General features: G+C 61.5%; 19 protein-coding genes. 15 read left to right on the top strand and 4 right to left on the bottom strand.

Features of this window, described 5'->3' with window-relative positions; genetic code table 11:
* Nucleotides 1–24 precede the first annotated feature (24 nt).
* Together LG376_RS00450 and LG376_RS00445 are read left to right on the top strand one after the other, a co-directional pair.
* Nucleotides 25–1,119: a sugar phosphate nucleotidyltransferase gene (locus LG376_RS00450; protein WP_179387501.1), complete on the top strand. Its 1,095-nt coding sequence runs from the start codon at nt 25–27 to the stop codon at nt 1,117–1,119.
* 566 nt (nt 1,120–1,685) lie between these two features.
* Nucleotides 1,686–1,934 carry a WhiB family transcriptional regulator gene (locus tag LG376_RS00445; RefSeq protein ID WP_005528147.1) on the top strand — a complete coding sequence of 83 codons (249 nt, stop codon included), beginning with the start codon at nt 1,686–1,688 and terminating at the stop codon, nt 1,932–1,934.
* An 82-nt stretch (nt 1,935–2,016) separates the two neighbouring features.
* On the opposite strand, the gene LG376_RS00440 is transcribed toward LG376_RS00445, so the two are convergent.
* On the bottom strand, nt 2,017–2,487 hold the full coding sequence (locus LG376_RS00440) for a metallopeptidase family protein (RefSeq protein WP_225745829.1): 471 nt from the start codon (nt 2,485–2,487) through the stop codon (nt 2,017–2,019).
* 96 nt (nt 2,488–2,583) lie between these two features.
* On the opposite strand from LG376_RS00440, the gene LG376_RS00435 reads away from it, so the two are divergent.
* Both LG376_RS00435 and LG376_RS00430 read left to right on the top strand, forming a co-directional pair.
* Entirely contained in the window at nt 2,584–3,051 is a 468-nt protein-coding gene (locus LG376_RS00435) for a DUF3499 domain-containing protein (RefSeq protein ID WP_225745828.1), read from the top strand.
* Between the two features lie 54 nt (nt 3,052–3,105).
* Nucleotides 3,106–4,473 (top strand): phosphomannomutase/phosphoglucomutase, encoded by a 1,368-nt coding sequence (locus LG376_RS00430; protein WP_225745827.1) that lies wholly within the window; start codon nt 3,106–3,108, stop codon nt 4,471–4,473.
* Here the strand turns inward: LG376_RS00430 and LG376_RS00425 are convergent.
* On the bottom strand, nt 4,470–5,825 hold the full coding sequence (locus LG376_RS00425; RefSeq protein WP_225745826.1) for an FAD-dependent oxidoreductase: 1,356 nt from the start codon (nt 5,823–5,825) through the stop codon (nt 4,470–4,472). The two genes, LG376_RS00430 and LG376_RS00425, sit on opposite strands and share 4 nt — an antisense overlap.
* 253 nt (nt 5,826–6,078) lie before the next feature.
* On the opposite strand from LG376_RS00425, the gene LG376_RS00420 reads away from it, so the two are divergent.
* The 4 genes from LG376_RS00420 to LG376_RS00405 are packed head-to-tail and all read left to right on the top strand — an operon-like array spanning nt 6,079 to nt 9,741.
* Nucleotides 6,079–7,755, top strand: a complete 1,677-nt coding sequence (locus LG376_RS00420; RefSeq protein WP_198492656.1) for a nitrite/sulfite reductase — start codon at nt 6,079–6,081, stop codon at nt 7,753–7,755.
* The gene (locus LG376_RS00415) at nt 7,752–8,003 is read left to right on the top strand and encodes a hypothetical protein (protein ID WP_225745825.1); all 252 of its coding nucleotides are present in this window, start codon (nt 7,752–7,754) and stop codon (nt 8,001–8,003) included. Before LG376_RS00420 ends, LG376_RS00415 begins: the two co-directional genes overlap by 4 nt.
* A gap of 11 nt (nt 8,004–8,014) precedes the next feature.
* The gene (locus tag LG376_RS00410) at nt 8,015–8,701 is read left to right on the top strand and encodes a sirohydrochlorin chelatase (protein WP_198492657.1); all 687 of its coding nucleotides are present in this window, start codon (nt 8,015–8,017) and stop codon (nt 8,699–8,701) included.
* Nucleotides 8,695–9,741, top strand: coding sequence for a sulfite exporter TauE/SafE family protein (locus LG376_RS00405; RefSeq protein ID WP_198492658.1), 1,047 nt, complete (start codon nt 8,695–8,697; stop codon nt 9,739–9,741). The genes LG376_RS00410 and LG376_RS00405 overlap by 7 nt, the downstream gene beginning before the upstream one ends.
* 111 nt (nt 9,742–9,852) lie before the next feature.
* On the opposite strand, the gene cobA is transcribed toward LG376_RS00405, so the two are convergent.
* On the bottom strand, nt 9,853–10,590 hold the full coding sequence (cobA, locus tag LG376_RS00400; protein ID WP_198492659.1) for a uroporphyrinogen-III C-methyltransferase: 738 nt from the start codon (nt 10,588–10,590) through the stop codon (nt 9,853–9,855).
* Between the two features lie 41 nt (nt 10,591–10,631).
* On the opposite strand from cobA, the gene LG376_RS00395 reads away from it, so the two are divergent.
* The gene (locus LG376_RS00395) at nt 10,632–11,654 is read left to right on the top strand and encodes an exopolyphosphatase (RefSeq protein WP_225745824.1); all 1,023 of its coding nucleotides are present in this window, start codon (nt 10,632–10,634) and stop codon (nt 11,652–11,654) included.
* A 6-nt stretch (nt 11,655–11,660) separates the two neighbouring features.
* Nucleotides 11,661–12,890, top strand: coding sequence for a mannose-6-phosphate isomerase, class I (gene manA, locus LG376_RS00390; RefSeq protein ID WP_225745823.1), 1,230 nt, complete (start codon nt 11,661–11,663; stop codon nt 12,888–12,890).
* A gap of 210 nt (nt 12,891–13,100) precedes the next feature.
* Here manA and LG376_RS00385 read toward each other — a convergent pair whose 3' ends face one another.
* Nucleotides 13,101–13,898, bottom strand: a complete 798-nt coding sequence (locus tag LG376_RS00385; protein WP_225745822.1) for a hypothetical protein — start codon at nt 13,896–13,898, stop codon at nt 13,101–13,103.
* A 247-nt stretch (nt 13,899–14,145) separates the two neighbouring features.
* On the opposite strand from LG376_RS00385, the gene LG376_RS00380 reads away from it, so the two are divergent.
* From LG376_RS00380 to lpqB, 5 genes are all read left to right on the top strand, one after another.
* Nucleotides 14,146–14,499: a DUF4259 domain-containing protein gene (locus LG376_RS00380; RefSeq protein ID WP_179387511.1), complete on the top strand. Its 354-nt coding sequence runs from the start codon at nt 14,146–14,148 to the stop codon at nt 14,497–14,499.
* Between the two features lie 81 nt (nt 14,500–14,580).
* Nucleotides 14,581–15,195, top strand: a complete 615-nt coding sequence (locus tag LG376_RS00375; RefSeq protein WP_225745821.1) for a dTMP kinase — start codon at nt 14,581–14,583, stop codon at nt 15,193–15,195.
* A 3-nt stretch (nt 15,196–15,198) separates the two neighbouring features.
* Nucleotides 15,199–15,891 (top strand): MtrAB system response regulator MtrA, encoded by a 693-nt coding sequence (gene mtrA / locus LG376_RS00370; RefSeq protein ID WP_005322406.1) that lies wholly within the window; start codon nt 15,199–15,201, stop codon nt 15,889–15,891.
* Nucleotides 15,892–15,980: 89 nt separating this feature from the next.
* Nucleotides 15,981–17,738, top strand: coding sequence for an MtrAB system histidine kinase MtrB (gene mtrB / locus LG376_RS00365; protein ID WP_225745820.1), 1,758 nt, complete (start codon nt 15,981–15,983; stop codon nt 17,736–17,738).
* Nucleotides 17,739–17,740: 2 nt separating this feature from the next.
* Nucleotides 17,741–19,474, top strand: coding sequence for an MtrAB system accessory lipoprotein LpqB (lpqB, locus tag LG376_RS00360; protein ID WP_225745819.1), 1,734 nt, complete (start codon nt 17,741–17,743; stop codon nt 19,472–19,474).
* Nucleotides 19,475–19,510 lie beyond the last annotated feature (36 nt).

The raw sequence follows: 19,510 nt of genomic DNA, 5'->3' as shown, positions 1-19,510 counted from the left end.
CTGTCCGCATACATAAGGAAGACTATGACTGAAGCAGCCACCACCCACGGTGCCAGCACGGATGCAGTGATTCTCGTCGGCGGCCGCGGCACCCGCCTGCGCCCACTAACCATCGGTACGCCGAAGCCGATGCTGCCGACGGCAAACTACCCGTTCCTGCAGCACCTGCTCGCCCGCATCAAGGCCGCCGGCATTGAGCACGTCGTCATGTCTACCTCCTATAAGGCCGAGGTCTTTGAGGAGTACTTCGGTGATGGCTCCGATCTGGGCTTGGAGATCGAGTACGTGGTGGAAGAGACCGCGCTCGGCACCGGCGGCGGCATCCGTAACGTCTACGACAAACTGCGCAATGACACGGTCATGGTCTTCAATGGCGACGTGCTCTCCGGCATGGATCTGGAAGGGATCCTCACCACGCACCATGACAAGGACGCCGATGTCACTATGCACCTGCTCAACGTGGCTGACCCGCGTGCGTTTGGCTGCGTGCCGACCGACTCTAACGGCCGAGTCACCGCGTTCCTAGAAAAGACCGAGGATCCGCCAACCAACCAGATCAACGCCGGTTGCTATGTATTCAAGCGTTCCGTCATCGAGTCCATTCCGGCCAACCGCGTTGTTTCCGTGGAACGCGAAACCTTCCCAGGGCTCTTGGCTGAAGGCCGCTTGGTTGTCGGCCACGTAGACAACTCCTACTGGCGCGACATGGGTCGCCCGGATGACTTCACCCGTGGTTCCTCTGACCTGGTGCGCGGCATTGCGCCGTCCCCGCTGATTGAGGGTAAGACCGGCGAGTCCCTGGTGGATCCCTCCGCCGGTATCGCCGGTGGCGTGCTGCTGCTGTCCGGTACCGCCGTGGGCCGTGGCTCCGAGGTGGGCGCGGGTTCCCGCCTAGAGGGCACCGTTGTCTTCGACGGCGTGCGCATTGAACCAGGCGCCATCATCCACAACTCGATCATTGCCTCCGGCGCCCACATTGGCGCCAACGCGGTCATTGAGAACTGTGTCATTGGTGAAGGCGCCCACATCGGCGCACGCTGCGAGCTTCTCGACGGCATGCGTGTCTTCCCCGGCGTTTCCATCCCTGATGCCGGCGTGCGTTTTAGCTCCGATGCTTAACGCTTGCGCAGTGGTCTGAGCACTGCACTAGGTCCGGCTGACATAGGCCGAACTGAGGACAATGGAGCCTCGGTTCGGCCTCTCTTTTTATGGGGCAACCGAGCCCGCCTGTTTGCACCGGCCGACATGGTGCGAACTCTGCACAGATCTGAAGTGCATGGATCCCTTCTTTGCGGGGTTGTGCGCGCGACACGCCGGGATTTCCTGAAAATTGTTGACAGAAAAACAGGGTACCACTACATGTAGTACCCCCTACCTACACCCCCGCGGGGGATCAGTTGTTACAGATGTGACGGATGGGGATCGTGTGCTGCGTTTTTGCCGGAAAGCGCGAAGAAGCCGCCAATTCGGGTTGACGATATTTAGTGATCCGGTGTGAAATTACATCAGTGAAAGAAACAGCGGCCGGCGCCGTTACTTCCACACCATCCCGGCGGGGCTACCCAAGGAGAATGTGGTGTACAGTCGGTCGCACTGATGAGAATTACCCAACCTCGGAGAAAGGAAAAGGCGTGGACAAAATGGCTAATAACAACGCCATTCTCCGTGGCGGTGCTGCTGCAGAGATGTCGCTCGATGAACTCTTCGGTGCCGTCGAGCAGGAGTGGCAGGACCAGGCGCTGTGCGCGCAGACTGACCCTGAAGCGTTCTTCCCTGAAAAGGGAGGCTCTACCCGTGAGGCCAAGCGTATCTGCCAGGCCTGCGCGGTGCGCGATGAATGCTTGGAGTACGCGTTGGAGCACGATGAGCGCTTCGGTATTTGGGGCGGGCTATCGGACCGTGAGCGCCGCCGCCTCAAACGTGAGATTGGATAATTAAGGTGTCCAGTAAGGCCCCTGGCTAGCACGCTATGTGCGGCCAGGGGCTTTTCTGCTGCGCCGCGAAACTTACCGGGGGCTACCAGCTATAGCGCGGATCCACTTCTTCGGGGTCCAAGTTGAGGTAGTTGGCCACCAGCGCAGTAATAACGGTGCCCAGGAGCTCGGAGCGCTCGGACGGGGTAGAAGCACGTTGCTCGATGGGCATGCGGAAAATGACCAAGCGCGCGCGGGTGGGCTGGCCCTCGGAATCTACGCCGGCGGGAACCACGCGGCCGAGGGGAACTGGACCATCGGCGATGATCTCATCCGGTAGCACGGTCATATCGGGAGAAAGCCGCATGCGCGGGATGGTGTCTACAGCCAAGTCGAGGCCTCGCAATTGTGGCGCGAAGGCGTTTTGGATGGGGGCATAGGCCTCCAATACGGCCATGTCGAAGTGCTCGCGCGCGCTGCGGTAGCGCGGGGCCTGCTGGGGGAGGAGAGGTCCGCGCATGCCGTGGCCGTGGCGGTCGCGGGCGGGGCGGATATGTGGGCGAGCGGCGGTCATGACCTTGATTCTAAGGTGCTGGCGGGCTGGATTTAGCCGAGCCACGCCGGGGCGAAGACTATCTAAATCTCAACTAAGGGTTTAGACTTATGCGCTGTGACTATTTCTCGCCATTGCTCCCGCCCAGGCTGCGGCCGCCCCGCCGTGGCGACATTGACCTACGCTTACGTGGACCAGACGGCCGTCGTTGGGCCGCTGGCGGAAGAGGAAAACCCACACAGCTGGGATCTGTGCGCCACCCACCGCGACCGCATCTCAGCCCCGGTGGGTTGGGAGCTGGTGCGTGTGGACCGCATCGAGCTGGATGAGGAAGATGACCTGATGGCCCTGGCAGAGGCAGTCAAGGAAGACGGCCGCGTGACCACCGGCTTGGTCGATGACCGCAGCGCCGGCTCCGGTGCAGACCCTATTGACTATTCCGCGACCTTTGATGGAGCGGACCCTGCCAATTCGAATCACCCGGTCTTTCGCACCCGCCGCGTGGCTTATGCCAAAAAGGCGCGCCGCGCGCACCTTTCGGTCGTGCCCGATGAAACGACGCCCGCGGAACCGGAACAGGACTGACACGAACCCCGTGGTGCGGTAGTTTCCCAGCGGGCGGGAGTACTATTGCAGGTTATGCGAACTCGTGAGCATCTTGATGCAGTAATTAAGGCCTATGACGTCCGTGGCGTGGTGGGCGAAGATATCGATGAGAACTTCGTGCGCGATACGGGCGCCGCGTTTGCCGCCATCCTGCGGGAAGAAGGCGAAAATACCGTAGCAGTCGGCCACGATATGCGGCCGTCCTCGCCGTCTCTGGCGCGCGCTTTTGCTGAGGGTGTGACCTCGCAGGGCCTCAACGTGACCCTGCTGGGACTAACCTCTACCGACGAGCTCTACTACGCCGCCGGTTCCTTGAAGTGTGCGGGTGCTATGTTTACCGCCTCTCATAACCCGGCCAAGTACAACGGCATTAAGCTCTGCCGCGCCGGCGCGGTACCGGTGGGCCAGGAGACCGGCTTGGAGCAGATTAAGCAGATGCTTATCGACGGCACCCCGGAGTTCACCGGCACCGAGGGTGCAATTGCCGAGCAGGAGATTCTGGCCGGCTACGCCGACTTCCTGCGCAAGCTGGTACCGCTGGAGGATTGCAAGCCGCTCGTCGTAGCCGTCGATGCCGCCAACGGCATGGGTGGCCACACCGTGCCGGCCGTCTTTAAGGGCTTGCCTTTCGACGTCCGCGATGTGTACTTCGAGCTCGATGGCACTTTCCCAAACCACGAGGCTAACCCCCTGGATCCGAAGAACCTCGTGGACCTGCAGAAGTTCACCGTGGACCAGAAGGCCGATATTGGATTGGCCTTCGACGGTGATGCGGACCGCTGCTTCGTTGTGGATGAAAAGGGCCAGCCGGTTTCTCCGTCTGCCATCTGTGCACTGGTGGCTGAGCGCTACCTGGAGAAGTTCCCCGGCGCTACCATCATCCACAACCTGATTACCTCCAAGACCGTGCCGGAGCTCATTAAGGAAAAGGGCGGCACCGCGGTGCGCACCCGCGTGGGCCACTCCTTCATCAAGGCGCAGATGGCCGAGCACCAGGCCGCCTTCGGTGGCGAGCACTCCGCGCACTACTACTTCCAGGAGTTCTGGAACGCCGATTCCGGCATGCTTGCTGCGATGCACGTGCTGGCCGCTCTGGGCCAGTCCGATAAGCCGCTGAGCGAGCTCATGGCGGAGTACTCCCGCTATGAGGCCTCCGGCGAGATCAACTCCACCGTGGAGGACCAGAAGGCCGCTACCCAGGCGGTGCTGGATGAGCTGGCGGATAAGATTGAGTCCGTCGATGAGCTCGATGGAGTGACCGTCGAGCTCGAGGGAACCGAGGCATGGTTCAACGTGCGCGCGTCCAATACGGAGCCGCTGCTGCGCCTCAATGTAGAGGCAAAGACCGCCGACGAGGTGCAGTCCATCGTCGACGAGGTCCTTGCCATCATTCGCCGCTAAACTTCGGCGCGCGAGTGGGAGACCATGTCCTCCCACTCCACAAACTTCTTACGCTCGCGGCCCTCGCGCTCGCCTAGGGCGCGCTCGGCCGCGTCCAAGCGCTGCCAATCCTGCCACGTCAGATAATCGATAGCGCGCTCGGCAAAGACTTCGGTGATGTCCGCAGCGCTGGAGGGGGAGGGGAGGGCGCCAGAGGCGGCGTCGGCAAGCAGCATGCCAATCGTTTCCGTGGCATCGGACTTGGTATTGCCAATCAAACCCACCGGGCCACGCTTAATCCACCCGGTGGTGTAGAGGCCAGGCACTACCGCGCCGGACTCATCAATGACATGGCCACCGTCATTATTGATGACGTTCTTCTCTTGGTTAAAGGGCACGCCATCGACCGCATCGGAGCGGTAGCCGGTGGCGAAGTAGACTGCCTGCACCGGCCATTCGGTGAATTTGCCGGTACCGTGCACGCTGCCATCGCCGTTGAGCGCGGTGCGCTCGGTCTTGATGCCGCTGACCTTGCCGTCCTCGCCCAAGATCTCTACCGGCTGCTCAAAGAGGTGGATCTGCAGGGTGTGTGGCGCCTCCTTGGGATCGCGGATGGCATACTGCTCGAGCACCTGGCACACCAAGTCGGTGGACTTGCTTTCCTGACGCGCGGCCAGCGAGGCTTCGTCATAGTCAATGTCTTCCGGCGAGACCACAACGTTAATGGACTCGGAATGGTCCAGCTCCTTGAGTTCCTGCGGAGTGAATTTGGCCTGCGCCGGGCCGCGGCGGCCGAAGACGCGCACGGTCTCGGCCTGGTTCTTGGCGAGGGACTCGTAGACATTATCGGGGATCTCGGTGACCTTGAGCTCATCGCCGGTCTTGGCCAAGATGCGGGAGACGTCCAAGCCCACATTGCCCACACCAATGACTGCGACCTCCTTGGCGGAGAGATCCCAGTCTCGCTCGAAGCGCGGGTTGCCATCGTAGAAGCCCACGAACTCGCCGGCGCCATGCACGCCGTCCAAGTTCGCGCCAGGGATATCGCGGTGGCGGTCGCCCACGGCGCCAGTGGCAAAGACCACGGCATCGTAGTGTTGCTGTAGCTCGTCGACGGTGATGTCACGGCCGATGTGCACGTTGGTCAAAAGGCGAATCTGCTCGGTGTCGAGCACGCGGTGCAGGGACTTGATAATGCCCTTAATACGCGGATGGTTCGGCGCCACGCCGTAGCGGATGAGACCGAAGGGCGCGGGCATCTGCTCGATGAGGTCAATCTGTACCTCGCCGCCGGTCTTTTTCACCAGGATATCGGAGGCGTAAATGCCGGCCGGGCCTGCGCCGATGACGGCTACCTTCAAGGGCTGATTCATACTGCGTGAATGCCTTTCTCTTAATCGCGGGGGTCTAGACCGCTAGGTTCATTTTTGTGGTTTATCTTTCTGGCAATTGAACCGTTTAGTCTAGGTTGCGGCAAGGAGTTGAATTAGATTCTAAAAAATGTCTCCCTTTTGGCCAGTTCAGGGCGATTTTTCGCTTGAAAATAAAAAAGACCGCTTTGTCTACTCAATTTAGACGGGTAGGTTGTCTTTCAATACTTTGGAAAGGCAGGTTGAGATCTACACCATGACCACCGCGACTAGTACCAAGCGCACGCCCCGCGCCAAGAAGCCCGAAGGCCAATGGAAGATTGACGGCACCGAGCCCCTCAATAACGATGAGGTAATTAAGCAGGAAGACGGTGGGCTTTCTGCCAAGCAGCGCGTCATCGATATCTATTCCAAGCAGGGATTTTCCTCTATCCCAGCTGATGACTTAGCCCCTCGCTTCAAGTGGTTGGGCCTTTATACTCAGCGCAACCAGAACTTGGGCGGCGAGATGACCTCCAAGCTGTCTAACGCGGAACTGCAAGACGAGTACTTCATGATGCGCGTGCGCTTCGACGGCGGACGTGCCGATCCTGCCAAGCTGCGCGCCGTCGGTGAGATCTCGCGCGATTATGCCCGCTCCACGGCGGACTTTACTGACCGCCAGAATATCCAGCTGCACTGGATTCAAATCGAGGATGTGCCCACCATTTGGGACAAGCTCGAGTCGGTAGGTTTGAGCACGTTAATGGGCTGCGGCGACGTGCCGCGCGTCATTTTGGGCTCTCCGGTTGCCGGCGTGGCCGAGGACGAAATTATCGATGCCACCCCAGCCATCGAAGAAATCAAGAATAACTACCTGCCGCGCGAGGAATTCCATAACCTACCGCGCAAATTCAAGACCGCTATTTCCGGCAACGCTCGCCAAGACGTTACCCACGAGATTCAAGACGTTGCCTTCGTGGGCGTGAACCACCCAGAGTACGGTCCGGGATTCGATTGCTTCGTTGGCGGCGGCCTGTCCACCAACCCGATGCTCTCGCAGTCCCTCGGCGCGTGGGTTCCCTTAGAGCGCGTGCCAGAGGTATGGGCCGGTGTGGTCGGCATCTTCCGTGACTACGGCTTCCGCCGCAATCGCAACCGTGCCCGCCTGAAGTTCTTGGTAGCCAAGTGGGGCATCGAAAAGTTCCGCCAAGTGCTGGAGGAGGAATACCTGGACAAGCGGCTGTTGGATGGAATCCCACTGGAGGTCGAGCCTGGTTCCCGCGATCACCTTGGCGTGCACCGCCAGAAAGACGGCAAGTTCTACGTCGGCGTAAAACCCACCGTGGGCCACGCCACCGGTGAGCAGCTCATCGCCATTGCGGACGTGGCCGAAAAGTTCGGCATCAGCCGCATCCGCACCACTCCGATGAAGGAATTGCTCTTCCTCGATGTGGAGGAAGAAGACATTCCGGCGCTCTCCCGCGCGCTCGATGAAACCGGCCTGTACTCCCAGCCATCGGAGTTCCGCCGCGGCATCATTTCCTGCACCGGCCTGGAATTTTGCAAGCTTGCGCACGTGACCACGAAGGCCCGCGCCATCGAGTTGGTCGACATCCTGGAAGACACCTTGGGCGATTTGGACGTGCCGATTTCCATCGCGCTCAACGGCTGCCCCAACGCCTGTGCGCGTTCGCAGGTATCGGACATCGGCTTGAAGGGCCAGATCGTCACCGATTCCGAGGGCAACCGTGTCGAGGGCTTCCAGGTCCACCTGGGCGGCGCCCTTGGCCTGTCCCCGGATTGGGGCCGCAAGCTGCGCGGCCACAAGGTCGTCGCCGATGAGGTGCCCGAGTACGTCATTCGCTTGGTCAATAAATACAAAGAGCAGTGCGAGGAAGGCGAGCAATTCCGCCACTGGGTCTTGCGCGCCAAGGAGGAGGACTTGCAGTGAATTTTCGCCGCCAGCCCAACCCCAACCGCAACCATCCCAGCTTCTGCCCTTATTGCGCCGACACCGACCTCTTCCCGGATGAGGAAGATGACTTTGCCTGGAAGTGCCAGGAATGCCTGCGGATTTTCTCCGTGCGCTTTCACGGCCAAGACGACGCCCCGGTAGCTCCCGCACCGGCTGTGTCTTCCAATGAGGCCCTAAAGCGCTCGCTTGCCCGGCGCGGCCACTCCACGGCACCGCAGGCATAAGGATGCGCCCCATGCCCGCACTTATTACCCTGTCTCACGGTTCGCGGCACCCAGGCGCCGCAGCCGGCATTGAGCGCCTGACCCAGGCCGCGGGTCTGCGCCCAGCCCGCGCGGCGCACCTGGAATTCAACGAGCCCGACCTCACCACGGCCGCGCTCGAGCTCGCCCAGCTAGGGGAGACCGAGGCCGTTGTAGTTCCGCTGCTTTTTACCCAGGGCTACCACCAGCGCGTGGACGTTCCGCGCGCGCTTGCCGACGCCTCCAAAACCTCTCACCTTTCCCTCCACCTCGCCCCTGGGCTCGGCACCGGCGAGGACCTCGCCCGCGTGCTCGCCTCCCGTACCCGGCCTGGCGATGCCCATGTGGTCATCTATTCCGTTGGTTCCTCCGATTCCGCGGCGAATGATGCCATCCGTGAGCTCGCCCACCACACCTTCGCGCTCACCGGCGTGCCCATCTCGGTGGAGTTTGCCACCCGCGGTGGCCGCGAAGGGATTGAGTCCCTGTGCCGCGAGCATAAAGACCCCGCCCGTGTACGCGTGATCCCGCTCTTCGTGACCGAAGGCCTGCTCCTAGACCGGTTGGCGGGCGTACCCGCGACCGTCGACCGTCCGCTAGGCACCGACCTCGCAGGCCTCGTCGCAGATCGCTTTCACCACGCCCGCGGCGTCGCACAGGAGGTGTTCGCGCCATGTTAACCCTCATCCTCATCGCGCTCGCCGGTGCGGCCGCAAACCTCGTGGACGGTGGCATCGGCATGGGCTTCGGCGTCACCTCTACCACGATGTTGTTGCTGGCGGGCCTCGGTCCCGCGCAGGCCTCGGCCGTCGTCCATACCGCCGAGCTAGGCACCACGGCCATCTCCGGATTGAGCCACGCGCGCTTCGGCAACGTGGATTGGAAAACCGTGGTCCGTCTCGGCGTGCCGGGCGGGATCGCCGCCTTTTTGGGCGCTACGTTGCTGTCGAATATCTCCACCGCGGCGGCCGCGCCGGTGACCGCACTCATCTTGGTCGGCATCGGCGCCAACCTCATTTGGCGTTTCTCCCAACCACGCCGCCGTGGCTCCGCCTATAAGCGCACCCACTCCACGCCGTTTCTCGCCGGCCTTGGCCTTGTGGGCGGATTCGTCGATTCCACCGGTGGCGGCGGCTGGGGCCCAGTGTCGACTTCAACGCTCATGGCCATCGGCCGCGAGCAGCCGCGCCGCATTGTGGGTACGGTCAATGCCGCTGAGTTCCTAGTGACCTTTGGCGCTACCGCAGGCTTTATCGTCGGGCTCTGGCACGATATCGTCGCCAACTTAGCCGCAGTCATCGCCCTGCTCATCGGTGGCGCCATCACCGCGCCCATCGCCGCGTGGCTTATCTCCCGCATCAACCCCGTCTTGCTCGGCGGACTCGTCGGCACGGCCATCGTGGGCCTCAATATCAGCAAGGTCATTGGTGGCGCCGAGACGTACTTCGGCTGGGCAGTGCCTTCAGCAATCACCCCGGCGGTCGTCGCCGTCGTGGTCGCGGCTGGTGTGGCCGCCACCATCCGTGGCGCGCTGCGCACCAGGCGTGCACGTGCGGCGGAATTGGAAGCCGAAAACGCCGAGGAAGCCGCCCATGCTGATTTCCATGCGCCTGATTATCCGGAGCGCGTCGCCGCCCACCGCGTCCACGGTTCGCGCCGGTCCGGCGTCGCCATCGTGCAGGACAAGGCGCCTGAAAGCCCCGCCGCGGACCGGACGTAGTGCTTTCACCGCGACCTTTGGCCACAATAAAGGGCGAATGGTGGCCCCGCCGAGGGAGAACACGGCCAAAAGTGGGCTTGCGGGCGCTGAAAACCCGCTTCCTACTGGCCGCTAGAGCCCGGCCACCTCGCCGATGACGTAGACCGCCGGCGCGGAGATCTCGTGCTCGGCCATCGTTTGCGCCAGAGTGCCCAAGGTGCAACGGTAGGCGCGCTCGGTAGAAAGCGTGCCTTCTTGGATGACGGCGCAGGGAGTAGAGGGGGAGAGGGAGGCGTCGATTAGCGCACTGGCAATCGCCGGGGCATTTTTCACACCCATGATGACCGCGAGCGTGGCGCCAGAGCGGGCGAGCGCTGCCCAGTCCACCAAGGACTTCTCATGGCCGGGCGGCAGGTGGCCGGAAACCACAGTGAATCCGTGGACGATGCCGCGCTGAGTTACCGGGATGCCCACGGCCGCGGGAACGGAAATGGCGGAGGTCACGCCCGGAATGACTGTGGCGGGAATAGACGCTTCCGCTAGCGCTTGCACTTCTTCAAAACCGCGCCCAAAGACGAAGGAATCGCCCCCCTTAAGGCGGGCCACCTTGCGGCCAGCACGGGCGTGCTCGATAAGCAGCTCGTTGATCTTTTCCTGCGAGATTGACTTCTTATAGGGGAGCTTAGAGACGTCAATAAGCTCTTTGGAAGAAATATCACACAGCTTATCGAGCTGCGCCGTAGGTCCCAGGTGATCGGCAAGAATAACCTCTGCTTCCTGCAGGGCGCGCATGCCGCGCACGGTAATGAGGTCCCACGCGCCGGGGCCGCCGCCAATCAGGGTAACGGGATGGATCTGTGCGGAAGTCATAGGACTTCATCTTAGTGGGCACCCGACTATGCTTGGGCCACATGGATACCGGTAATTATGATGCCGAAACCGTGCGCTTTTTTGATGTGGCGCACGAAGGCGCCCAAATCCGCCTTGTGGCCGGAGAAGTGGAGCGCTGGGGCGAGGCGCTCAGTGGTCTCAATCCCCGCTCGCTGGTCATTATCCCCACCGATGCGATTGCCCGCCAAGCCGCCCACCTGGGAGTTGGCCTAGCCGAGCCACTGCGAATCCCGATTGTGGTGACCGAATCGCTCCCGCGCTACGTGGGGGCGCTGGACGTGGTCGTGGTCGTCGGCGAGCCCGGCGAGTGCGACTGGGCGTCGCGCGCCCTCATTACTGCCAGCCAGCGCGGGGCCACCACCGTGCTCATCGGGCCGGCCAAGGGCCCGCTGGTCGAGGACTGCCCGGAGGATACGCTCGTCGCCCCTTGCTTACCGACGGCCGAGGGTAGCTCGCCCGCGCGCAGCATTGCCGCCCTGCATGCGCTGTGCTGCCTGCTCTATCAGGGCCCGATCGCGGTGAAGGAAACCCTCGAGGACCTCGCTGCGGCCGTGGACCGCGAGCTTGCACAGCTTTCTCCCGAGCGCGATGCCACCACCAATCCGGGCCGCCAATTGCGCGAGTTTATTGACGGCGCCCGCATCATCCATTCCTGTGTGCTCGACCCGTACTCTTATTCTGAGCGTCGCGAGCACGTGCAGCTCGATGCCCTCGTGGCCCGCATGGCCGCGACCATCTGGGCCGTACACGGCCTGCCGAGTGCTTATGTGGACCCAGCCGAATTGCGCCGCGCGCTCGACCGGGATTCTGATAGTTCCCCGGCCAATGATCTCTTTTATGACCCCTTCATTGATGGCGATGGTGCCGAGGGTGCTTTGGTACCCTTGAAGGTGGTTTTCTGGGGGCAGGAAGAGGCGAACCTGCCCAACTCGCTTGCAGTCCGCAGCATCGACCCGGATCCGGGCCTGGGGCACCTTGCCCGCTCACTGCAGCTTATTACGCGGAGTTTTGCCGCGACCGCCTACGAGATTTCTAAAGGATAGAAACACATGCAGCTGTTGCACAGCGCCACCCGCAACTATTCCTGGGGCTCGCGTACCCTTATCCCGCACCTGCAGGGCCAGCCCGATGCCGATAAGCCCGTCGCAGAGCTGTGGTTCGGCGCCCACCCCGGCGACCCTTCCACGGTGGATGGCCGACTGCTCAATGAGGTCATTGCAGAGGATCCGGCAGGGCAGCTAGGCAGCCGCGTATCTGCCGAGTACGGCGAGCGCCTGCCCTTCCTCCTCAAGGTGCTTGCGGCCGAGGAGCCGCTGTCCTTGCAGGCGCACCCGTCAAAGGCGCAGGCAGAAGAGGGCTTTGCCCGCGAAAACGCCGCCGGGATCGAACTCACCGCGTCTAATCGCAATTACAAGGACGATAATCACAAGCCCGAGCTCATTGTCGCGCTCACGGATTTCTATGCCATGGCCGGCTTCCGCCCCTTGGCGCGCACCAGCGAGCTTTTTGCCGCCCTTGAGTGCCCTGAGCTGGACCACTACGTTGCCATGCTTGACGACGACCCCTCGGCAACCACCGAGTCCGCCAACCTGCGCGTCCTTTTCACCACGTGGATTACCATTCCCTCTGCCAAGCGCAAGGAGCTCATTTCCGCCATTGTTGCCGCCGGCGAGCGCCTGATAGCTGCGGACCCGGCCGATTGGAAGTCCCGCGTTATGTCCACGGTGCTGGATCTCAACCAGCGCTACCCAGGCGATATCGGTGTGCTGGGCGCATTGCTGCTCAACCACATCGAGCTCTCACCCGGCGAGGCCGTCTACCTAGATGCCGGTCAGCTTCACGCCTATGTCTCTGGCCTCGGCGTGGAGATCATGGCAAACTCCGATAACGTGTTGCGCGGTGGCCTGACGCCTAAGTTCGTGGATGTTCCAGAGCTGGTCAAGGTCTTGACTTACGCCGCTGCCGACGAGCCGCGAGTGCAACAACAAGATAAGTCCGCCCAAGACAATGTCCACGATGCCGCCGCATGGTCGTACCCGGTACCCATCGAGGAATTCCTGCTGGACCGCGTGGAGCTCACCGGTTCGTCTTCTATGGATCTTGATTACGACGGCCCGACCATCGCCCTGTGTACCGCAGGTTCCGCAACCTTTACCGATGCTGCGGGCAAGACCCTCACCGCGACCCCAGGCCAGGCAGTCTGGCTGCCAGCCTCCGAGGGCCTCGTTACCGCTACTGCGGAATCCGACGCCGCGGACCTCTTCGTCGCCCGCGCCTAGTCCGCGTTTAGCCCACGCGAGCACGCTTCGCCGCCGCCCTTTGGTTTCAAGCGAAGCGTGCTTTTCAGTCTTCATTACGTCCGCGTTGTGGCTGCGTCGCAATGACCGCATTCCTGCGCATACAAAGCAAGCACGTTTCCTCGATTTTCTGCCTTCAGAATCGAGGAAACGTGCTTGCTTTGTTCGTCTACGCCGAGAACCGGCTCCGAATTAGCGCGAAGGCGTCGCTTCGCTCGGGGCCTGCTGGGCCGTGGCCGGCGCCTGCTTGGTTGGTACTAGGTCGGTCGGCTCTTGGTTCTGATCGGCGGAAGGCTGCTCTGCAGCGGCATGGCCGGTGAGCTGTTCTTGCTCCGCCTTCTCGGCCTTCTCGGCCTCGAGTTGCTCCCTGCCGGCTGGTTCATGAGCCGGGGCGTCGGAATTCTTGCCCGAGTTATCTTGCACGGAAGGCGCCTCAGGTGAGGTCTGCGGCGTAGATGGGGCAGTGGTGGCCTGCGGGGTGGTGCCGCCCTGGTTGTTCTGCGGGGCGCCCGTAGACTGCGAGCCGCTCTGGTTGCTCGGGTAATCGGGTGTCAGATGCTGATTGCCCTGGCCGGTACCTTGACCACCTTGGGTGGTGTTATTGCCTTGCGGGGAGGTGCCCTGCGGGGAGATATTCTCCGGGCGGTATACCTTGGTGGGCTGGGTTGCTGCCTGTGGGCGCATGACCGCATTAGGGGCGAGAAACGGATCGTTGTTATGAGGCTGCTGGTGCTTGGCATCACCGGACGAGGCGGTGGAACTCGTAGCATGCGTGGAGTGCTGTTTTGAAGGGGAACGGTCCGTGGAAGAAGTGGTGGTCTCCTCGGCTGCGGTGTGAGTCGGGGAGGCGGAGGTGGTCGCGGACTGATCCGCGGCATTGGAATAGTTGGCGCTCGGCGAGCTCATTCGCCAGACGGCGACTCCGACGACGGCCGCGGCGATCAGTCCGGCCACAATGAACACGTAGACGCGGCGCGAATCTGGCTTCATCGTGGCTGTCCTTTCTATGAGGCGGGCCGTTACAGCCCAAGGGGGAGGGCGATACAGCGCCCCGGTAACAAGTTGGTAACGAGACTATCATGTTTGGGAAACGTTGCGACGGCGTCCCAATTCTGTGATAGGTAAACAAAAAGGCAGTTCGCGGGCGTAGAAGGTCATGCAAACCTTTTCATTGTCTGCTTTCTTTCGCCAAGAAAGCGTGTATAAATGGCGCTGAAAGCACCGAAGGAGTCAAAAAGTGAGTACTTGGGACGAAAATATTTTCAGCACGGATCTCAACGTCGATTTCTTGGACGAGATGGCAAATCTCGATGAAGAAGGGGTAATTCGCGCCGTCGAGGATGCCTGCGAGGTCGCACACAGCAAGCCAAAACTCAGCGAAGAAGAGGAACAGAATGCTCAAGCGGCGGCCACCATTGCTGCCATTTGGGCTGGTGCGCCCTTTAGCGCGGGCGAAGTTGTCGAAGACTACCCCTATATTAGGGAACTGGTGGGCTCTGGCAGCGAGACCTTGACGGAAAATGCCCTCGAGGTGCTCGAAAATGTTGAGGAAGAATATGACCTCGAGCCTTTCATTGAGGCCCTGTCCTAAGCCGAACCTGCTGCCCGCGGCAGCGGTCGCGAGACAGCGGCCCCGCGGATGAAATAACAGAAGGGAAGATAGCCCACACCTATGCTGATCAGCATTGAAGGAATCGACGGTGCCGGTAAAAATACGTTGGTCTCCGCACTCAAGGAGTCGTTGGACCGGCCCGTAGAGGTTATTGCCTTTCCGCGCTATGCAGATTCGATTCACGCGCAGCTAGCGCAGAAGGCACTCTATGGAAAGATGGGCGACCTCACGGATTCGGCTTATGCCATGGCGACGCTATTCGCGTTGGATCGCTATGGCGTTAAGGACCAGCTGCAGCGCGCCAAGGAATCTGACACTGTGGTGCTCCTAGATCGTTACGTGGCCTCCAATGCGGCGTATTCGGCGGCGCGGCTCGAAGACGATGCGGTGATGGAGTGGGTGCACGATCTGGAATTTGGCACCCTCAGCCTGCCGCAGGCGGACCTGCAGGTGTATTTGGATACGGCGGTAGAGGTGGCGTCGGAAAGAGCGCAGGCACGAGCCCAAGCGGACGCCAGCCGGGAACGCGACCGCTACGAACGCGATGGCGGGTTGCAAGAACGCACCGCCGCGGCCTACCAGCGCCTAGCAGATGCGGGCTGGGGTGGACGCTGGATCGCTACCGCCGATGCGGATACTATTATTTCAGCGATAAAAGACCTTGTAGGAGAATAAAACGTGGCGCCCAAGATTTTGGTTGTCGATGACGATCCGGCTATCTCAGAGATGCTGACCATAGTGCTCGAGTCCGAGGGGCTCAAGCCCATTCCGGTCATGGACGGCAATGACGCCGTGCCTGCCTTTGAGCAGCACGAGCCGGACCTCATCCTGTTGGACCTCATGCTTCCGGGCATGAACGGCGTAGATATTTGCCGTGCCATCCGCCGTGAATCCTCCGTGCCCATCGTTATGCTGACCGCCAAGACCGATACGGTTGATGTGGTACTCGGCCTTGAATCCGGCGCGGATGATTACATCACCAAGCCATTCAAGCCCAAGGAACTCATCGCCCGCATCCGTGCGCGCCTGCGTCGCACCGATTCTGCGGAATCTGAAATCCTGGAGGTTGCGGACCTTGTCATTGATGTGCCGGAACATACCGTTCGCCGCACCGATGGCACCGAGCTGAACCTGACCCCGCTGGAGTTTGACCTGCTGCTGGAGATGGCGCGCCGCCCCGGCCAGGTACACACGCGTGAATCGCTGTTGGAATCCGTGTGGGGCTATCGCAATGCTTCTGATACCCGCTTGGTAAACGTGCACGTCCAGCGCCTGCGTGCCAAGATCGAGCACGATCCGGAAGACCCGCAGATTGTGCTAACCGTGCGCGGTGTGGGGTATAAGACCGGCAAGGCCGGCGCCGGGGAGTAAGGATCATCGGCATCATTGAGCGTCTAAGGCGTATTCGAGACGCCTTCATTACAACGTGGCGCACCTCTTTGCAGGCGCGCGTCATTGGCATGATCTTGGTCGCCTCCTCGGTGGTCATGATCATCTTGGCCTACGCGTTGGTGTCCGTGCTTACCCAACGCCTGGTCAGCCAGAAAGAAGACGTGGCCCAACAGGAGCTGGAGCGCGCCCGCACGGCCGTGGAACAGCAGATCGATGCCACCAGTTCTGCTAACTCCGTCCAGGTACGTATTAACTCCGCGCGTGCTGCGTTGGGCCAGCTTTCTGCCCAACAGGGCGACGCCCAAGCGGTCTATGAACCAGTCATCGTGGTGGAAAACCAGGATGGCTCTGTTACCACTTCGCCCGAGGATTTCCCGGTGCCGGATCAGTTGCGGGAGATGGTGGATCAAGGCCAGATTGCGCAGCAGTATTTCCCGGCGCCGCGCGAAAATGGTGATTACTACAACGCCTTGCTGGTAGGCACGCCTACCGATACCGATATTCCCCATACGCAGGTCTACCTGGCGTTGTCCATGGAATCGGAAGAATCCACCATGGCGTTGATGCGCGGTCTGCTTTCGGCGGCCGGTGTGGTCGTCGTGGTGCTGCTGGTGGGCATTGCCTGGCTAGCTACCCAGCAGGTAATTACGCCAATTCGCTCGGCCTCGCGCATTGCGCAGCGCTTGGCGGCGGGTCATTTGAAGGAGCGCATGGCCGTCGATAGCGATGATGAGATGGGTCGCTTGGCCGCGTCCTTCAATAACATGGCCGATAAGCTTTCCTCCCAAATTGCACAGCTGGAGGAGTACGGCGATTTGCAGCGGCAGTTTACTTCTGACGTCTCCCATGAGCTGCGCACCCCATTGACCACCGTGCGCATGGCCGCGGACATGATTGAGGCGGAGAGCGATAGCCTGCCGTACGGCGCCCAGCGCGCTTCCCGCTTGATGTCGAGCGAACTCGACCGCTTCGAGGAATTGCTCGCGGACTTGCTGGAGATTTCTCGCCACGATGCTGGTGTGGCGGATTTGTCTACGGCAGCCATTGATCTGCGCTCGTGTGTGGAGGCGGCCTACGGGCAGGTGGAGCATTTGGCCCGCGAGCTCGACGTGGAGGTCCAGCTCAACCTGCCGGAGGAGCGCATCGGAGTCGAGGCAGATTCCCGCCGCCTTGAGCGCATCTTGCGCAACCTACTGGCCAATGCCATTGACCACTCGGAGGGCAATCCAGTGGCGGTAGACGTCGCAGCCACGGACACTGCGGTGGGCGTTACCGTTACGGACCATGGCGTGGGCTTAAAACCTGGCCAGGAAGAGCTGGTATTCAACCGCTTCTGGCGTGCGGATTCTTCCCGCAAACGCCATTCTGGCGGCACCGGTTTGGGCTTGGCTATCGCCCGCGAGGATGCCGTCCTGCACGGCGGCACGCTGGATGCCACCGGCTACGAGGGATTTGGTTCTCGCTTCCGCCTCATTATTCCACGCACCCCGAATACCGAGGTGGGCGAGGCTCCCATCGCTGTGGAGATTCCCGGCGCACCCGTCACCAGCACTGCGGATGGTAGTGAGCGGGCAGAACCCGATGCTGAAGCTCCAGAAGCACAGGACACCGGCGCCGCCGCGCTGGATGCAGGGCCTACCGCTGCAACGCCGGCCATTTCATCGGGCATGAGCTCGCCGCACGTCGACAAGAGCGAAAAAGGCACCGATGGCGAGGCGGAGGGCGATGGCATCCTCTGGCCTTCGGAACGCGAGCTTAACCGCGGCGCGGCCGCCCCGGACAGGCGCGCCTATAAGGCCCCGGACTTTGAGGGTAGGAGGAAATAAGCGTGTTGAGAGCGAACTATCGCAAGACCGCGGTTGTCGGCACCGCAGCGGCCGTGCTGTTCGTCAGCGGTTGTTCCACCCTGCCGAATAACACCGGTCCGCAAGTAGTCGGTACCTACCAGCAGCAACCGGAAGGCCCGGAAGAAGTCATTGCACCGCAACCCGGCGATGACCCGGACTTGACGTTGCGCGATTTCTATCAGGCTTCCGCCGTGCCGGGAAACGACCATGAGGTCGCGCGCGGCTTTCTGACGGATAACGCCCGGGAAGCCTGGGACGCCAGCGGCGATGTGATGGTGGTCGATAGCTTGGACATCGTTACCGCGCCCGCTAGTAAGCAAAGCTCGAGGGATAATGAGCGCGCCTTCACGGTGCGCGGCACCATCATCGGCCGCCTGAAATCCGGCGGTGCGTACGTGCCGGAAAATGAGGGCTACGAGGCCGTCATCTACATGAAGAAGCAAGACGATAGATGGCGCGTCGATGGCTTGCCGGCCGGAGTAGTAATGGAGCGCAATGAAATGCGCAATCACTACACCCCACAATCGCTGTACTTCTTTAAGCAGAGCAACGATGTGCTGGTTCCAGACCGCCGCTGGCTGTACAAGGGCGGCGAACAATCGGAGTCGACGCTCCTTACGCTGTTGATGGAGGGACCTTCAGCTAGCATTGCTCCCGCTACCCGCCGGGCAGCGGGGGAGAATGTCACCTTCGCCGGCTATGATCGCGAACAGGGCTACCAATTCGAGGGCCTTGCTGACCTAGACGCCCAAGATCGCACGCTCTTTGCAGCCCAGCTAGTGTGGACGCTCACGGAAGCCGGCCATACCGGCCCCTTTAAGGTCAAAGCCGATGGCGGTGACTTGGTGGAGGGCATGGATAGCCTCAGCGTGGATGACTTCGCGGACTATAACCCGGAGGAAAGCAGCACCTCTTTGTCTAAGCTCTACGCCCTCAATGAGGGCAATCTGCTCGAGGTAGACGATGGTGTGGCCGAGCACGTGAAATCCACGCTGGGCAGCAGCGGTGACGTGCAATCCGTAGATGTTGCCGATAGTGGGCTCGTTGCGGCAGTGCGCCGCAAATCCAATAATGACTTCTCGCTGCAGATAGGCGAGCTTGACGGCCAACTGCAGGATTCGGTGGAGGGCCCCACACTGGCACGACCGACCTTCGAGTACAACGGGCAAGCCGCCTGGACCGTGGTCGATGGCGATCGCATCGTGCGCGTGGTGCGTTCCAAGACTACAGGCCGCATCTCCGAATCCGAGGTGGATGCCCGCAGCATCGACGATATTGAGGGCGAAATCTCCGTTATCCGCTTGTCCCATAGCGGTGCGCGCGTGGCCATGATTATTGATGGCCACGTGTACATCGCGGCCGTTGCCCAATCCAGCAGTGGTGATAAGCGCATCGTCAATGCCCGCGAGGTAGGCCCCGAAGTATCCGGCTCGGCTCTTTCACTGGACTGGAATGCGGATGGCTCGCTTATCGTTGGTACTTCCTCGAGCCAGTCGCCCGTCTGGCGCATTGAGCAGGATGGTTCTTCGGCGTCGACCATGCCTACCGGTAATATCACCGCCCCCGTGGTGGCCGTGGCAACCTCGCCCACCAAGCTCTTCATTACTGATTCTCACGCCATGCTGGAGCTTCCTTCCACCGTCATGGACGAAACCAATTGGCGCGAGGTCTCCGGCCTGCAGGGTCGGCGTTCTTCCCCTATCGTTTCTAATTAGCCGCGAGAGGTCCTGCGCGGCTGGGGAGAGGCGATT

It is taken from the genome of Corynebacterium sp. Marseille-P4611, assembly GCF_916618765.1.
Taxonomy (GTDB): domain Bacteria; phylum Actinomycetota; class Actinomycetes; order Mycobacteriales; family Mycobacteriaceae; genus Corynebacterium; species Corynebacterium marquesiae.
Note: the sequence above shows the minus strand (reverse complement) of the source record. Positions and strands in the feature narration are given on the sequence as shown.

Bases quoted from the DNA above. Each gene is read 5' to 3' on its own strand.
- LG376_RS00450 (WP_179387501.1), top strand. From the start codon at position 25: ATGACTGAAGCAGCCACCACCCACGGTGCCAGCACGGATGCAGTGATT.
- LG376_RS00445 (WP_005528147.1), top strand. From the start codon at position 1,686: ATGTCGCTCGATGAACTCTTCGGTGCCGTCGAGCAGGAGTGGCAGGAC.
- LG376_RS00440 (WP_225745829.1), bottom strand. From the start codon at position 2,487: ATGACCGCCGCTCGCCCACATATCCGCCCCGCCCGCGACCGCCACGGC.
- LG376_RS00430 (WP_225745827.1), top strand. From the start codon at position 3,106: ATGCGAACTCGTGAGCATCTTGATGCAGTAATTAAGGCCTATGACGTC.
- LG376_RS00425 (WP_225745826.1), bottom strand. From the start codon at position 5,825: ATGAATCAGCCCTTGAAGGTAGCCGTCATCGGCGCAGGCCCGGCCGGC.
- LG376_RS00420 (WP_198492656.1), top strand. From the start codon at position 6,079: ATGACCACCGCGACTAGTACCAAGCGCACGCCCCGCGCCAAGAAGCCC.
- LG376_RS00410 (WP_198492657.1), top strand. From the start codon at position 8,015: ATGCCCGCACTTATTACCCTGTCTCACGGTTCGCGGCACCCAGGCGCC.
- LG376_RS00405 (WP_198492658.1), top strand. From the start codon at position 8,695: ATGTTAACCCTCATCCTCATCGCGCTCGCCGGTGCGGCCGCAAACCTC.
- cobA (WP_198492659.1), bottom strand. From the start codon at position 10,590: ATGACTTCCGCACAGATCCATCCCGTTACCCTGATTGGCGGCGGCCCC.
- LG376_RS00395 (WP_225745824.1), top strand. From the start codon at position 10,632: ATGGATACCGGTAATTATGATGCCGAAACCGTGCGCTTTTTTGATGTG.
- manA (WP_225745823.1), top strand. From the start codon at position 11,661: ATGCAGCTGTTGCACAGCGCCACCCGCAACTATTCCTGGGGCTCGCGT.
- LG376_RS00385 (WP_225745822.1), bottom strand. From the start codon at position 13,898: ATGAAGCCAGATTCGCGCCGCGTCTACGTGTTCATTGTGGCCGGACTG.
- LG376_RS00375 (WP_225745821.1), top strand. From the start codon at position 14,581: ATGCTGATCAGCATTGAAGGAATCGACGGTGCCGGTAAAAATACGTTG.
- mtrB (WP_225745820.1), top strand. From the start codon at position 15,981: ATGATCTTGGTCGCCTCCTCGGTGGTCATGATCATCTTGGCCTACGCG.